Raw genomic sequence first — 15943 nt, forward strand, 5'->3', positions numbered from 1 at the left:
ACAAATGAAAACAATATATAGAATTGCTAAAACAGAACTTAACACCATGTTTTATTCGCCGGTGGCATGGGTAGTTTTAGTAATATTTTCGATCCAGTCCAGCTGGAAATTCTTCGGTACAGTTGAACGCTATGAAAAAGCACAAAAAATTGGCGAAGGTCTTGGCAACCTTACTCAAACGATATTTTCAGGCTTCAGCGGTTTATATACCGAAATGCAAAATTATCTATACTTATACGTTCCGCTTTTAACAATGGGATTAGTAAGCCGTGAAATTAACAGCGGGTCGATCAAACTGTTACTTTCTTCCCCAATTAAAATTAAAGATATTGTACTGGGTAAATATTTAGCTATTGCAGCCTATTGCCTTTTATTCATTGTAATACTAGGATTGCAGGTTGGTATTGCCTACTTCTCTATTGAAAATTTAGATTTAAAATTTGCTATTTCAGGACTTATTGGGTTGTATTTGTTAGTTTGCACGTATGCTGCAATCGGACTTTTTATGTCTTGTTTAACTTCTTATCAGGTCGTTGCTGCCATTAGTACATTGGTCGTTTTGGCGGGTTTAAATTTCATTGGAAAGCTTTGGCAAGATGTTGAAATTGTAAAAGACATTACCTATTTCCTCTCCATCGCCGGGCGTGCAAACGAAATGCTTGAAGGACTTATCATTAGTAAAGATGTATTTTACTTCGTTTTAGTAAGCAGTCTTTTTATTGTATTGAGTATCTACAAATTGCAAACTGGGAGAGATGCACAAACAATCTCAAAAAGAGTTTTGAAATATACTTTATTGATCACAGTTGTTTTGGCACTTGGGTACATTACATCTAGAGCTCCACTTACGTTATATCACGATATGACTCGCACAAAAGACAGAACGTTAACCAAAACCAGTTTAGATATTGTCAAAAAAATAGACGGCCAATAAAGTTAACGACTTATGTAAACTTATTAGATATCAACTACTATATGGCGATGCCTTATTCTCAAAATTCGGATATAGCAAGTTTTGAAAAATACACTCGTTTTATACCCCAGATGGAAATGGAATATGTGTATTATTATGATACCTCAAGCAATGAAGCTTTGTATGCCCAAAACCCTGGTTTGAACGACAAACAGCTGGCAGAAAAAATGATCGAAACGCAGGATTTAAAGCTAAAAAAATTATATTCTCCTGAAGAGATTAAAAAGGTTATAGATCTAAAATCTGAACAGAACAGAGTGGTAAGAACTGTGGAATACAACGGAAAGAAAACATTCTTAAGGATGTACGACGATATGTTTAAAGTTCCGATGGAAAAAGAAATTTCTGCCTCTTTAAAACGTTTGGTCGTTCCAAGTCCTAAAATTGTTTTTGCGACCGGAAACATGGAAAGAAGTGTAGATAAAGTTGGAGATAAAAATTATAAAACAGGATTTAATGAAATTACTTTTAGATATTCACTTATCAATCAAGGATTTGATGTTTCTTCTGTAGACATTAATGCCCAGAATATTCCTGAGCAAACTACTATTTTGATTATTGCTGACCCTAAAACGCAGTTGAGCCAGGGTGCTATAGACCGCATCAACAAATACATTAACGAAGGAAAGAATCTAATGCTTTTGGCTGAACCGGAAACTAATTCTGCTTTAGCGGCAGTTACAGACAAATTAGGCTTGAGTTTTACCAAACAAGCATTGGTACAGGAAAGCGAAATCAATTCTCCTGATTACTTGGTTACCGAAATTTCAAAAAATCTTGATCCGACTGTAATTAAATTCAGTAAAACCAGAAATAATTATCCAATCCCATTTTTAGGAAGCAGCGGGATTAAAACAGTAAAAGATACTGGCTTTAAAGTGACACCGCTTTTAAAAACAAATGCACAGCCGGCTTGGGAAGCGCAGACTGGCATTACTTCAATTCCTGAAGATTTGAAAAAACAACCTGCAGTAACTTCTGTTCCGCTTGCTGTTGCTTTAACAAGAAATGTGAATGGTAAAACACAAAAAATAATTGTAGCCGGAGATGCCGATTTTATGGGCAATGCCGAATTAAGCCGAGGCGGTTCCGGAACATTCCAGTTTGTAACTGACATCTTCAGCTGGTTTACCAATTACGAATTTCCAATCGATACCACTCGTCCCGAAAATACCGATAAGAAAATAACTTTTACTGCTAATCAAGTTTTTATAAGTAAAATTGTCTTCATAGGACTGTTTCCTTTATTGATTATCCTAAGCGCCGCTTTTATCCTAATTAGAAGAAATAGAAGATAAAAAAACAAAAAATGAATACTAAAAAAAATATCATTATTGGGATTCTCGCCTTGTCGTTTCAAGGCGCATTTTCACAGTTCAAAACCAACATTCCGCTGGATAAAAACGTAACAACCGGAAAATTAAAAAACGGATTAACGTATTACATTCTGCATAACGAAGAACCAAAAGATAGAGCAAGTTTCTATTTTGTTCAAAATGTGGGTGCTATTTTAGAAGATGACAATCAAAACGGATTGGCGCATTTTCTGGAACACATGGCATTTAACGGAACAGAACATTTTAAAGGAAAAGGAATCATTAAAATGCTGGAAAAAAATGGCGTTACTTTTGGTAAAGACATCAATGCCTACACCGCTCACGATGAAACGGTCTACAATATTAGTTCGGTTCCTGTCGCCAACGAAAAACTTATTGACTCTACTCTTTGGGTTTTACACGATTGGTCTGGTTCTCTTTCTTTAACCAATGAAGAAATTGATGCAGAAAGAGGCGTTATTAGAGAAGAATGGAGAACGAGAAGAACAAGTGATTTTCGTTTAAAAATGCAGACTGATCCTGTTTTATACAAAGGTTCAAAATACAGTAAAAGAGATGTTATTGGTGATTTAAACATCATCAATAACTTCAAATATCCTGAACTGCGCAATTACTACAAAAAATGGTATCGTCCAGATTTACAAGCCGTAATTATTGTGGGAGATATTGATGTGAAGGTTATGGAGCAAAAAGTAAAAGCAATATTTTCTGGTATTCCTTTAGCCAAAAAAGTAGCTGCAAGAACGTATTCCGAAATTCCGAAACATGACGAATTGTATTTTGGAACGGCGTCTGACAAAGAAGCGTCCTCAACATCAATTACACTTCAATATGTTTTAGATGAGCCTTTGGTAAAAGACAGTAGTGTTACTCGAAAAAATGTACTGAACTCTTTTTACACGAGTATTTTAAATAATCGTTTTCGAGAATTAATCTTAAAAAATCAAGGTTCGGCATTAAATTTCAAAACTTATTTTGAACCGATTTCGAGATTAAATACTTCGTTTAATATTTCGGCTTTAGCCAAAAAAGGAAAAACAATTCAGGCGTTTGAAGAGGCCTATACGGAAGCAGAACGCCTAAAACGTTTTGGCGCCGCACAAGCCGAATTAGACCGAACAAAAAAGATTTTTATAAGCTCATATGATGATTTTCTAAGCAATAAAGACAAAGTCGACAACGATAGCTGGGCAGATAATTTGACCAATTATTTCTTAAAAGCAAAACCATTCCTTTCCCCTGAAGATGATTACAAATTAATTGTTGGTATTATAAAAAGTATCTCTTTGGAGGAATTGAATGCGTATGCTAAAACTATTCAAAAACCAACAAATCAGGTAGTTTTGGTTACGGGAGCCGATCAGGATAAAAATGATTTTCCAAATAAGGAAGCTGTTGTCAATGTAATGAAAAAGGTTGAAAGCATGACTTTAGAACCTTATACTAAAAAAGAAAACAATGCCCCTTTAATAGACAAAGAATTAAAACCTGCTGCGATCAAAAAGACATTTGAAGTTACAGGAATTGCTGATGCAAAAGGATATACTTTGGAAAATGGAGCCAATGTAATAGTTTTGCCAACAACGCATTCACAGGATCAGATTCTATTTTCTGCATTTGCAAAGGGCGGTAAATCATTAATTAAAACAGAAGATCTAACTTCTGCTGAAATCGCTACGACAATTGCAAGATCGTCAGGTTTGGGAAATTTTGATAATATTGGTTTAAAAGAAAAACTTACCGGTAAAGTGGCACAGTCTGCCCCATTTATTGGCGAAAACACACAAGGATTTCAAGGAAGTTCTAATAAAGCCGATTTCGAGACCCTGCTGCAATTGCTTTATCTTTCTTTTGAAGCGCCTCGTTTTGACCCTAATATCTTTAATATTCTAAAAGAACAATATAAAAATCGTTTAGAAACCATTAAAAAAGATAATGGAAGCGCTTTTAAAGATTCAATCGATCTTGCAAATTCAAATCACAGTCCACGTACTTTTATTTTCAACGAAAAATTCCTCGAAACGATTGATCTTAAAAAAGCAGAAAACATTTACCGCGATCGATTCAAAAATGCATCTGATTTTACTTTTGTATTCGTCGGAAACATTCCTGAAAAAGCTTTAGATCTAATTCAGAAATATATTGGAAACTTAAAATCAAATCCAGCTTTAAAAGAAACTTTTATCGATCATAATATTGAACCAAAAAAGGGCAAAACCATAGTGCATTTTAAACGCCCAATGGAAGTGGCAAAAAGTACTGTATACTTAAATATCACAGATAAAACAGAGTACAGTAAAGAAAATGCCATGACGATGTATATTATTGGAGAACTACTTTCAAAACGTTTCCTTCAAACAATTAGAGAAGAAGAAGGCGGAAGTTACGGCGTTAATGTGGGCGGAAACCTGGAATTAATTCCAAAGCCAACTTTTAGTTTGGCGCTAACTTTTGACTGTAATCCTGATAAGCAACAGAAATTAATGCAGATTGTCTGGAAAGAAATAAACGATTTAAAAACAAATCCAGTAAATGCAAATGATTTAGAAGACATTAAAAAGGCTTTGTTGAAAAACAGAGAAGAATCACTTAAGACCAATTCTTTCTGGACTACAACAATCTACAACAACACATTAAATCAGATTCCGTTTTCAACGGATGAAGAATACAAGAGTTTAATTTCTAAAATTAACCCAAAAACTATTCAGCAGTTTAGTAAGCACGTTTTGGATAGTTCTAGTAGCGTCGAAGTTATTATGAACCCTGAAAGCCAATCAGGAAAGTAACAACTTTAGAATACATTTTTATTTTTAATTAGTCATTAAAGGTTGTCTTGCCAAGACAGCCTTTTTTGCTGTTTGCAATTGTCTTCAAAAGTGCAACGATAAATCAATACAAATTACACACATTTATAAGATTTGCGACAGAATCGTGGCGCAATACAAATTATCATTTAATAATTATAATTCTACTAAAGTCCCTCGTTAAACCTTGTCATGGGCAGTTTTTTTTTAAGTTTTAATGTGAAATGGAAGCTTATATTCTACAATTGAGATTTCTTTAAATATTTCTCTTAAAAGGCTTTTTTGCTATATTAGCTAAATAGTTAGAATCTAATACATGGTTTAATAATTAGTGATATTCATAAACAAACTAACAGAGAATGAGATTAATAAAGCAATTTAAAGATAAGTTTTTAAATCTTTACGACAATTTTACTAATGCTGATTCCAGTTGGGAGAATAGAGAATATGATTTTTACTTGATTTTTGGACAGGTTGACTATGAAAAATCTCCTTGGATAAAAACAAATTGGAAATCGAACTTTGAACCCTATTTTGATTTACTGGTAAAACAAAGCGAATTTTTAAAAGAAACAGGAGTTAGGGCAACTAAATGCAAACTTGAAAAACGTGTCTCTAAAAAGGACAACAAAGAATTTGTCTATCATTCTGATTTAAAGCTTGGACGGCTTAAATGGAATGAAAAATCACACGAAAAGTGGACGATGTCTGATAACACAGAGAATTACTTTCTTGATTTCGAACTTTGGTCACCGATTTGGACAATTTGCGAAAAAAGGCAATGTCCACCAGAAATTTATATTTCAATTTCTAATCAAAGAGATTTTGAAAACAAAAGGCATATTGAATTTGGATATTTCATTGTAGTTGCAATTGCCAAGAGTTTAAATCTTGATTCCAGACCTATTTTGAAAAAGCTATCGGAAAGGATAAATTCCAAAGCAACAATTTTGAAAACAAGAAGATGGGGTAAGCCTGAAAAAGCAGGGAATTGGACTTTCGGAAATTGGATACAAGATACTTTTAGCAGTGATATTTATAAAAATAAAAATTTACATTCGTTCCCATTTGAAGAGTTAGAATTTGAACCAACATGGGAAGTAATATATCGAGATAAATAAAAAAGAAGAAATTAAGCATAACAGCTGTGACAAAAAATATAAAACCTCAAAAGAAATATTTAGAAAACAAAAAAAGCTTCAGATCTATCCGAAGCTTTTACTTTGTTGTGGGAACAGGGCTCGAACCAACATCTTATTAAATACTTTTCCTGTAATTTTTAGCTTATTAAATCATCAGCAATCAAATAACTATCTTTTTTTCAATTATTTGCTTTTTTACTTCTTGCAATAAAATTCCCTGTGATATATTTAGAATATATATCATCTTTTAAATTCTTGGATAAAGGAATTTTATGTTTTCCAATCTCTATTGTGTTGCCTTCTATTGCGCTGACATGTTCAAAATTTGCAATAAAAGACCGATGTGGCTGAAAAAAAGATCGGACGGAAGATTCTCAGCTATCATTTTCAACGTGCAATAAACCGTTTCTTTTGAATTGGGGGTATGAATCAGAACATAATTCTCCATACTTTCTATAAATAGAATATCCCTGATCATTATCTTTTTAGTTTTCTTATCTGTTTTTATAAATATGTAATCTGTTTGAACAGAATTCAATTCCTTTTGCTTCTGATCGAACAATTTATTGACCGATTTCAGAAAACGTTCATACGAAACCGGTTTTAAAAGATAATCAAATACATCCATTTCGAATCCCTTCAAAGCATAATGCTCATAAGCTGATACAATGATAATTTTAGGAAGATTGGATGCAGAGGAAAGAAATTCCATGCCCGTAAGGCCAGGCATTTCAACATCGAGAAAAATGACGTCTACAGATTCTTTCTTCAATAGACTATTAAGTTCAATTGCTGTTTCACATTCTGCGACCAATGAAAGAAAATCTGTTTTTTCAATATATCCTCTAATTCCTTTACGGGCCATTGGTTCGTCATCTGTAATAATACATTTTAACTTCATATTATTTATTCTGCTTAATCAAAATTAACTTAGATTTCTATTCTTTAACGGGAAGTGCAAGGGTTACTTTAAAAAAATCGTCACCCTTGTTTACTGCCATCTGATGTTTTTCAGGATACAGCAGTTCAAGTCTTCGTTTTAAGTTACTGAGCCCTATGCCACTGTCCTTTAAATCTGAAGAAACTAGTACATCAGAAACTGAATTTGTTAATTCAAAATATACCTTATCATCTTTAAGTTGTAACACAAGGGTTATCTCATATTCTCCTGCAACATATTTGAATGCATTCTCTAGAAGAGGCTGAAATAGCAAAGGAGCTATTCGCTGCTCTTGTAATGCATTATCTATATCAATATTTACTTTCAGCCTATCTGTTTTTCTGAGCTGCTGAAAAGCAATATAGGAACGTAAATAATTTATTTCCTGATAAAATGCGACTTCCTGATTTACATCATATAGCTGGTAACGGAGTAATTCTGATAAATATTCAATACTTTTTTTTGCTTCAGCATTATTATCATCTACCTGAAAATAAATAGTGTTCAAAGCATTGAAAAGAAAATGCGGATGATATTGCGATTTTAGAAATTCAAGTTCTGCCTCTTTTTTCTCTGTTTTCAATTTTTCTAATGTCAGATGTTTTTCATTTGCCTGTTTCTCTGCTAGATAACCACGAATCAATGTATAGAAAATAAGTAGCAACGGTACGTAGATAACGTTAATCAGCATATAGTCTATCCAGCCAGACCCCATAAACAATACCCCCAGTTTCTGCCCGACTTTTAGCAGAAGGTTCAAGCAGACAATTAATTCAAAAACAACAAAAGCATAATCTTTCCCTATTCGCTTGCTTTCGCTGGTTTTAAGAAGCCTTTGTCTCCATCCATAATTGAATAAATAACATATTAATACTGAAAGCATCAATGCTGTTATATGCAGTTTTATTTCGCCTTCCCAAAAAATACCGTGATGTGTAAGATCAGTAACTGCTCGTAAGACATTATACATCATAATACCCCAGACAGCGGGATAAATCCAATCAGTTGCTATTTTTTTGCTTTCACTCATTTTACAGGTTCTAATTTACTAATTGATACGCTTACTTTCTTCCATATTTTCGATTTTTCGCATGGCTTTTGAAGAAGTCCCAGAATCAAATCGCCATGAAAGAGTGATTCCTGCCATACGGCTGTCTCTACGCTCTTTGTAAAACCCAGCAATTACACTATTATATAAACTGATATTAGGGCGATTGGTTAAAAAAACATCATTAAAATAAGCATAGCAGCTCAGCTTCTTCTCAAAGAAACTTTTTCGCACTCCCAAAGATACTGAACCAATTGAACCTATTTTAGCCTGACCTTCAGCCATCTCACCATTATAATATCCTGTCGTTTCAACAGCCCATTCATTAGAAAGAGAAAATTGGTTATTAAACTGAAATGCAGGAATCCAAAGATTATTATCATATAAAGTCTCCATTTCCTTCCAATGAAATTCTTTATATATCAATGAACCGTTTAAATGTAATGTCCACCATTGCTTTGGCTTTAAATTGTTAAGGCCTGCTCTTACTCCTAATGCATAACTCTTGTCTAAGTTTAAAGGCATAACAATAGTCACGTCACTTTCTGGTTCGGTTAGATAGCTTTTGGTTACAGGATCTTTACGAGTAGTGTAAAACATACTAAATACGTACTGTGATTTTAATATCCATGAAGCTTCCATATTATTTACCAGCTCCGGTCTTAAAGCCGTGTTTCCTCTTTCCTGTAGATAACGGTCATTTACTTCTGTGAAAGGATTAAGATCTCTGTAATTGGGGCGAACGATACGTCTTCCATACTGAAATGAAAGCACATGATTAGCCGCGAGAGCATAATTTGCCGAAAAAGTTGGAAAAAGCTGTCCATAATTCCTCACAAGGGTCGAATCACGATTTCCTGCAGCGTAACGTGCTTTGGTCTCAGTTAATTCTAAACGAAGTCCTGCCTCTGTAGAAAATCGCTCTGACCATTTCTGATTTGACTGCAGGTAACCGGCCAGTATATTTTCTTTGTAATAAAAATGGCTGCTCAATTTCTCATCCTCCAACCATTGATCTAAATGCATCGAATTATATAATGCATTATTATCGATATGAATGGATGAGTATTTGATTCCTGAATTAAATTTAAATCTATCTGACATATCGTAGCCTATACTAGACTGCAGATTTGTAATTCTGATATTGCCTTCCATATTTCCGCGAAGACGGCTTTCTGCATCAGACTCTGATAATGGAATCATTTTGCTTTTCTGATCTAGTTTTTCATTTTGTTCAAAAACAAGAAAATTAAATATATTTTCCCATTTTATTTTGCTGCTGAACTGATACAAGATGCTCATTCCGCCTCCCAAATTGTTATGCCGTGACTGCTGAATATTGGCCGTATAAAGTGAAAAATCTTTGGAATCTGAACCTTGAAATAATTCAGACAGAGCGTTTTCATTTTTATTTCTTCCAAACCAGTTTCCAAATACATCAGTGTTTAATGTAAGCTTCTCTGAAAACTGGTATTGAATACCCGTTTTAAAATAGTGTGAATGGGACTTAAATCTTCTGTACGCATCCATATTCAAAATTGTAGCATCAGTTTTAGCTTTTAGATATTCGCGTGATGAATTGATTAAGATAAAATCCTGTCCGCTGTTAAATGAATAATTGGTATAAAATGTGTATTTTCTTTCATGAAACTGAAGAGAAATATTTTGATTCTGTCTGCCGTACTTTCCTGCTTCTATATTAGATGAAAGATTAAGGTTCAAACCGCTTTCTTTTCTTTGTCTGCTCTTAATATTAATAAATCCGCTTGTTCCTCCTGCATCATATTGGGCAGAAGGATTCGAAACCATTTCTATTTTATCGACAGCACTGCCTGGCATAGAACGAAGCAGATTCAATAAATTTTCCCCCGTAAGATATGTCTGTTTTCCGTCTATCATTACATTTGCTCCGGCCTTTCCATTTAGTAGAACCGTTCCATCATTCAAAATCAATATTCCGGGAATTTTTCCAAGTGCATTTAAAAGCGAGCCATCTGATCCTATGGAGACAGCCGAAAGCGTGACAGTAGTTTTTCCCGGCTCAGTTTTAAAGGCAGAGCGCTTTGCTTTAACAGTGACTTCATTCATCGCAAAAGGCTCAATTTCCAAAACCGTCTCAGGCATCTTTAAATCTTCTGAAACCATCTTGATATCAAGTGTTTTCTTCTCATATCCTATGAGTGAAAATAACAATTTATAACTTCCGGGTTTTATATTTTCTATTTCATAAAAACCATCTCTATTTGTTTCCACTGCGTTTACATAACTTGAGTCTTCTTGAAGAACTATAACATTTACTCCAGAAAGTGAATGTTGGTTATCAATTACTCTTCCAGAAATAGTTTTCTGAGCCTGCAATCCTACTGACATTATGCACAACACAGCATGAACAATTATTTTTTTTACCTTCATTTTCATATTTTTAATATTCTTGAAGGCAAATCTATCAGGACAATAGGCCCTTAAGAAACTTTCTTGATGAATGGATAAAATTGCTTGATGAATAAACTCGAAACAAAAAGTCGCATCAATAAACTGTCAAAATCTACCTATTAGCATCCTTAAATTTTAAAAGTGGTTATTTTTAGTTATTGTGGCTTCCTCAGTAAGGAATTACTTTTACGAATAGTATATTCGAAAGATTAACACGGATGCTTCATTTTTCACCTTTCGCAATCAACAATCTCTTTTTCAAAGAAATGCCAAAACTTAGTATGTTAGTATGACTATATTAAGATTTCATTTTAAACAACCTGAAACCAAAATTTAGTACAACCATTTAAAGATTAAATAATGAAAAAAATAATTCTCATTTTATTTGCAACCTTAATTCCTGCAATCACTTTTAGTCAGAACATTACCAGAGCATGGGTATCAGATTCTCTTTTCTTAAAACCTGAATCTGCACTTTACGATTTTTCAAAAAAGATTCTCTATATCTCAAATATAAATGGTGAATATCTTGCAAAAGATGGCAATGGATTTATTTCCAAGCTTAAAACAAATGGCGAAATAGAAGTTTTAAAATGGGTTGATGGATTGGATAACCCTCAAGGAATGGGATTATATAAGAAAAAATTGTATGTTGCAGATATTGACAGAGTCATCCAGATAAATACTGAAACAGCTAAAATTGAGAAAGTATATCATGTAGATAATGCTAAATTCCTTAACGATATAACAATAGATACCAACGGAGATATTTACGTTTCTGACTGCTTTGGCAACAAGATCTATAAAATAGCAAACGGAAAAATAAATGTATGGGCTGAATCTGGTTTTCTTGCTAAACCAAATGGATTGTTATGCACTAAAGAGGATTTCTTAGTGCTGAATATGGAAAGTAAAACTGCCTTTGCCATAAACAAACTGACCAAAAAATCTCATCAGATTTTTAGCGGAATTGATAATCTGGATGGTATTGTCAGTTATGGCAAAAATGGGTATATAGTTTCGGGAGCCTGGCAGGGACAGCTTTTTACTATTGATTTAAATGGAAATAAAAATTTACTAATTGATTTAGGTAAAGAAAACATCATTACTGCCGATATTGAATATATCGAAAATGATCATTTACTCATTCTTCCTACTCTAAATAAAACAGTAATAGCCTACCGATTACTCCACTAAAATATTATTTTTAATGCTGCTGTGTTCAATCTTAATCTGGCACATACATCTTTAAACACTTAGAAATGGAGTAAAATCAAAAGATTTTTTTACTTGTTTAAATCTTAGAATTACATTATAAAAAAAACATCATAATAGTTTTGCTTAAATTTGCAGATTACTCTTATTGTCGCTGTCTATTGTCTAAAAATGGTGGGACAAAAAGAAAAAACATGACATTACAATACATATATTTAACAAATGGATTTAAAACGGTTTAAGCTTACACAGAACATCCAGAAGCAGGAGGATACGAATCTATCTTTTCGAGTTTTTGAAATAAGCGATCTCAATATCAGCGAATATCTAAAACCGCATAAAAATGACCATTTTTACATCTTAATAGTTGAGGCTGGAAAAATTGACATCCAAATTGAAGAAAAAGTTTTTAATTTAAAATCTGAAAAAATATCAATTGTTTTCCCAGGCCAGATTAACTTTATATCCAACCCCAGCAGTGACCTTAAAGGCAAAATAATATTATTTGAAGAAATTTTGTTCTGCTCTGATATATTGAAAAATGAATTAAGCCCTTATAATGTAAACCTATCGGCAAATCTAAACTGCAGCGCGCTTTCTAAAGAAGAGTTCACACAAGCATTATCACTTATTGAACACATCCGAGTTATTTATAACAATCCGAGTCTTGTGCGAAAAGAGCAGGCTCGTTTTTACATTAAGATATTGCTGCTGGGACTTATTGAATCGGTTCATGGCCAGCATCCCGTATTACACCAAAAGACCAATCAGCATCTTTATATCGGTTTTAAAAAACTACTAAATGAACAATTTAAAAGCCAGCGTACAGTACAATATTATGCATCAGAACTTGGTATTTCCCCAAAAAAACTTAATGATATCACGAAAAAACACTGTGCTGAAACAGCAATTAACGCCATACATAATCGAATCCTAAAAGAAATAAAAAGACAGTTGCTGTTTTCTAATCTTTCCCATAAAGAAATTGCATTTGATCTTGGCTTTAGTTCTCCGTCTGCATTAAATAAATTTGTGAAATCAAAACTCAAAGAAACACCGACAGAACTTCAAAACGAACTGGCACAAATTTATAATGCATAGTATTATTTTCATATCATAGATCTGAGCGCATACAGCTAAACTGTGCTAACGATAACACCCTTTTTCTTTTACCCTATTCTACAACAATTTATATCTTGAATCTATTTCTTTAATAGAAAAATAGCCTATGCTCAAAACTCAAGAAAAATATTTTTATGAGATTGATCAATTCTTTTATTGTGCTTTGGAAAGTTAAATAAGTTTGATCCATTAAGTAATTATTGAATACAGATTCACACAGTTTTCTGAAGCTAATTTTATAGCACTGTTCTGGATAAAACCGGCGCAAATTTATACCGCGTTGTCTCATATGTATAACACCCTCCCCTCTCTGCTGATTTATCTTTGCATCAGCAATCAGAATTTATTGAAGTTCCATAAAAACTTAAAAAAATATCCAGAAATAATGCTGTTTAATTCAATTGGATTGGGATAAAAAATCCATAATTAATTCAAAAATCATCACTAAAATAATCCTATCCTGTTAACAATTTTGCAAAAACAGGCTGGTCTCGATACTTAAAAACAAACAGATGAATAAAAAAAATTCTACAAAGGAAAACCTAGAGACTATTTTAAACGAAAATCTAAAATTAGCAGACCAGATTAATCAGCAGGAAATAGATGTTCTGATTCATGAAATTAAAGCTGCAAAACGAATCTTTATAATGGCAGCCGGAAGAAGCGGACTGGCATTAAAAATGGCTGCAATGCGATTTATGCACTTAGGCTACCATGTCTATGTTGTTGGAGAAATTATAACACCTGCAATTCTTGAAGGAGATCTTCTGCTGGTAGCTTCTGGATTTGGAACTACCTCATCTGTGCTTTCAGCCGTCGAAAAAGCAAAAACACAAAAGGCAAAAGTTATCGCAATTACAGCCGACGCAAAAAGCAGACTGGCACAATCATCAGATAATATACTGCTAGTGAATGCTGCAACAAAAACAGATTTCGGCATATCAGTTTCCAAACAATACGCAGGAAGTCTTTTTGAACAATTTACACTGTTTATACTTGAGAGTATTTTTATGAGCCTATGGCAGGAATCTGGCCTAACCAAGGAAGACCTCTGGCCTAAACATGCTAACCTGGAATAACTTTTTTATAATTAATTTTTTTTAAACATTTTGAAATGACAAAATTACAAGTCGCAATTGATTTACTTACTACAGAGGCAGCATTAGAACTTGCAGGCAAAGTAGCACCTTATGTAGATATTATAGAATTAGGTACGCCCCTTATTAAAGCTGAAGGCCTTAAAGTTGTAACAGCCATGAAAGCTGCTTTTCCTGACAAACTAGTTTTTGCAGATATGAAAACTGCAGATACTGGTGCTCTGGAAGCAGAAATAGCTTTTAAAGCTGGTGCTGATCTAGTTACCGTTATGGGTACTGTAGATGATGCAACCATAAAAGGTGCTGTGGAAGCAGCAAAGAAATATGGAAAACAGGTTGTAGTGGATACTATTGGTGTTAAAAACAGAGTACAGAGAGCAAAAGAAGTAACTGAATTTGGAGTAGCTTTTGTTGAATTACACGCTGGTCTTGATGAACAGGCATTACCAGGATATTCTGTACAAACGCTAATTGCTGAAGGAAGAGAAGCAAAAGTTCCCTTTTCTGTAGCAGGTGGTGTTAACATCGATACGATAAAAGATGTTGTAGCTGCTGGTGCAGATGTAGCTGTAGCGGGCGGTGCTATATATGGCGCTGAAGATCCAGCCGCTGCTGCCAAAGCATTAAAAGAGGCAATCAGCAGTGTAACTGCTCAATAATTGATTTTAATAAGGCTGAGCTTAATTCATATTTGCTACAGCCTTATTTTTTTTTGTGCAAAAAATACTTTAGTTACTATATCCATTATGAGAAATACATTCTACATTGGAATCGTTCATCTGGGTATTAGCATGCGCAGTACAATACAATCTGCAGTTCATCTCTTCTACAGATCTGGTGAATTCTCTTGCCAATAGACTCAAAAAATTATGAAGCAGAAGATTGTATAATTCTTACTAATACTTTTTTTAGAAGAAACGAGGAGTTGTCATTTTTCCGTTGTTTTTAAAGAACTCATAGCGCAAGAATATCTCGTGTGACCCTGAATTGTAATTATTCAGATGTGTGGTTTCGCGGTCGTATCCGTAACCCAAATACAGTCCGTCTGTGATCTGAAATCCCACCATGGCACTTAATGAGGCACTCCATCTGTATGCAACACCAACAACAAATCGGTCAATAAACATAAAATTGGCAGAAATATCAACTTGAAGAGGCGCTCCTTGTACCATTTTTGCCAGTACGGCAGGTTTGAATTTGTAATATTGGTATCTATCCAGATTAAAGACATAACCTCCCATTAAATAGTAATTAATCTTGTCTTTATAGATTGCGACATCATTATCATCATATCGATTGGTTTCAATAAAATTAGGAACTGAAAATCCGATATAGGCCTTGTCTGAATGCCAGTAGACACCAGCTCCAACATTGGGCGAAAACTTATTGTCTAGATCCTGAAATTGTGGATCTCCCTGATCTTCAGGATTTAGCTTATTTATATCGAGATTAAAGATATTAGCCGTTCCTTTAATTCCAAAAGAAAGTTTAAAATCGGGTGAAGTTTGTATGGTATAAGAAATATCTGCCGATATATTGTTCTCGTTTGTAGGGCCAATTTTATCATTTACTAAAGAAAGTCCAACACCAAGTCTACTGCTGTTAATTGGAGTATTAATAGAAAAACTGCTTGTTTCGGGGGCTCCATCAAGACCAACCCACTGCGTTCGATAGAGTCCAAAAATACTCAAAACACCACGTGATCCCGCATAGGCTGGATTTATATTAATAGTGTTGTACATGTACTGCGTATATTGTGCATCTTGCTGTGCATAGCCTGTAATGGCTATAAGCACAATGGCAAAAAAATGTAGTTTTATTTTCATAGCAAG

Annotated in this window: 11 protein-coding genes and 1 pseudogene; 8 read left to right on the top strand and 4 right to left on the bottom strand. The window is 33.9% G+C overall.

Annotated features, from left to right (window positions below; all coding sequences use genetic code 11):
- Positions 1 to 4: 4 nt before the first annotated feature.
- The 4 genes from ACPWTF_RS03440 to ACPWTF_RS03455 all read left to right on the top strand — a co-directional run bounded on the left by ACPWTF_RS03440 (position 5) and on the right by ACPWTF_RS03455 (position 6235).
- Entirely contained in the window at positions 5 to 934 is a 930-nt protein-coding gene (locus tag ACPWTF_RS03440; protein WP_427874413.1) for an ABC transporter permease, read from the top strand.
- 41 nt (positions 935 to 975) lie between these two features.
- The gene (locus tag ACPWTF_RS03445; RefSeq protein ID WP_427874414.1) at positions 976 to 2271 is read left to right on the top strand and encodes a Gldg family protein; all 1296 of its coding nucleotides are present in this window, start codon (positions 976 to 978) and stop codon (positions 2269 to 2271) included.
- An 11-nt stretch (positions 2272 to 2282) separates the two neighbouring features.
- A complete protein-coding gene (locus ACPWTF_RS03450; protein WP_427874415.1) occupies positions 2283 to 5096 on the top strand; it encodes a M16 family metallopeptidase in 2814 nt (937 codons plus the stop codon).
- Between the two features lie 377 nt (positions 5097 to 5473).
- On the top strand, positions 5474 to 6235 hold the full coding sequence (locus ACPWTF_RS03455) for a hypothetical protein (RefSeq protein ID WP_427874416.1): 762 nt from the start codon (positions 5474 to 5476) through the stop codon (positions 6233 to 6235).
- A 200-nt stretch (positions 6236 to 6435) separates the two neighbouring features.
- Here the strand turns inward: ACPWTF_RS03455 and ACPWTF_RS03460 are convergent.
- From ACPWTF_RS03460 to ACPWTF_RS03470, 3 genes and pseudogenes are all read right to left on the bottom strand, one after another.
- Positions 6436 to 7157: pseudogene (locus ACPWTF_RS03460) on the bottom strand (LytR/AlgR family response regulator transcription factor).
- 37 nt (positions 7158 to 7194) lie between these two features.
- The gene (locus ACPWTF_RS03465) at positions 7195 to 8226 is read right to left on the bottom strand and encodes a sensor histidine kinase (RefSeq protein ID WP_427874418.1); all 1032 of its coding nucleotides are present in this window, start codon (positions 8224 to 8226) and stop codon (positions 7195 to 7197) included.
- Positions 8227 to 8244: 18 nt separating this feature from the next.
- On the bottom strand, positions 8245 to 10656 hold the full coding sequence (locus ACPWTF_RS03470; protein ID WP_427874419.1) for a TonB-dependent receptor domain-containing protein: 2412 nt from the start codon (positions 10654 to 10656) through the stop codon (positions 8245 to 8247).
- Between the two features lie 381 nt (positions 10657 to 11037).
- Between ACPWTF_RS03470 and ACPWTF_RS03475 the strand changes: the two genes are divergently transcribed.
- From ACPWTF_RS03475 to hxlA, 4 genes are all read left to right on the top strand, one after another.
- On the top strand, positions 11038 to 11874 hold the full coding sequence (locus tag ACPWTF_RS03475) for a hypothetical protein (RefSeq protein WP_427874420.1): 837 nt from the start codon (positions 11038 to 11040) through the stop codon (positions 11872 to 11874).
- 240 nt (positions 11875 to 12114) lie between these two features.
- Positions 12115 to 12993, top strand: coding sequence for a helix-turn-helix domain-containing protein (locus ACPWTF_RS03480; protein ID WP_427874421.1), 879 nt, complete (start codon positions 12115 to 12117; stop codon positions 12991 to 12993).
- Between the two features lie 533 nt (positions 12994 to 13526).
- Positions 13527 to 14093, top strand: coding sequence for a 6-phospho-3-hexuloisomerase (hxlB, locus tag ACPWTF_RS03485; protein ID WP_427874422.1), 567 nt, complete (start codon positions 13527 to 13529; stop codon positions 14091 to 14093).
- A gap of 35 nt (positions 14094 to 14128) precedes the next feature.
- Positions 14129 to 14770 (top strand): 3-hexulose-6-phosphate synthase, encoded by a 642-nt coding sequence (hxlA, locus tag ACPWTF_RS03490; protein WP_095931786.1) that lies wholly within the window; start codon positions 14129 to 14131, stop codon positions 14768 to 14770.
- A gap of 249 nt (positions 14771 to 15019) precedes the next feature.
- Here the strand turns inward: hxlA and ACPWTF_RS03495 are convergent, their stop codons facing one another.
- A complete protein-coding gene (locus tag ACPWTF_RS03495; RefSeq protein WP_427874423.1) occupies positions 15020 to 15937 on the bottom strand; it encodes a PorP/SprF family type IX secretion system membrane protein in 918 nt (305 codons plus the stop codon).
- Between the last annotated feature and the right edge of the window lie 6 nt (positions 15938 to 15943).

The sequence above is a fragment of the Flavobacterium sp. MMS24-S5 genome, from assembly GCF_050320125.1.
GTDB classification, from domain to species: domain Bacteria; phylum Bacteroidota; class Bacteroidia; order Flavobacteriales; family Flavobacteriaceae; genus Flavobacterium; species Flavobacterium tyrosinilyticum.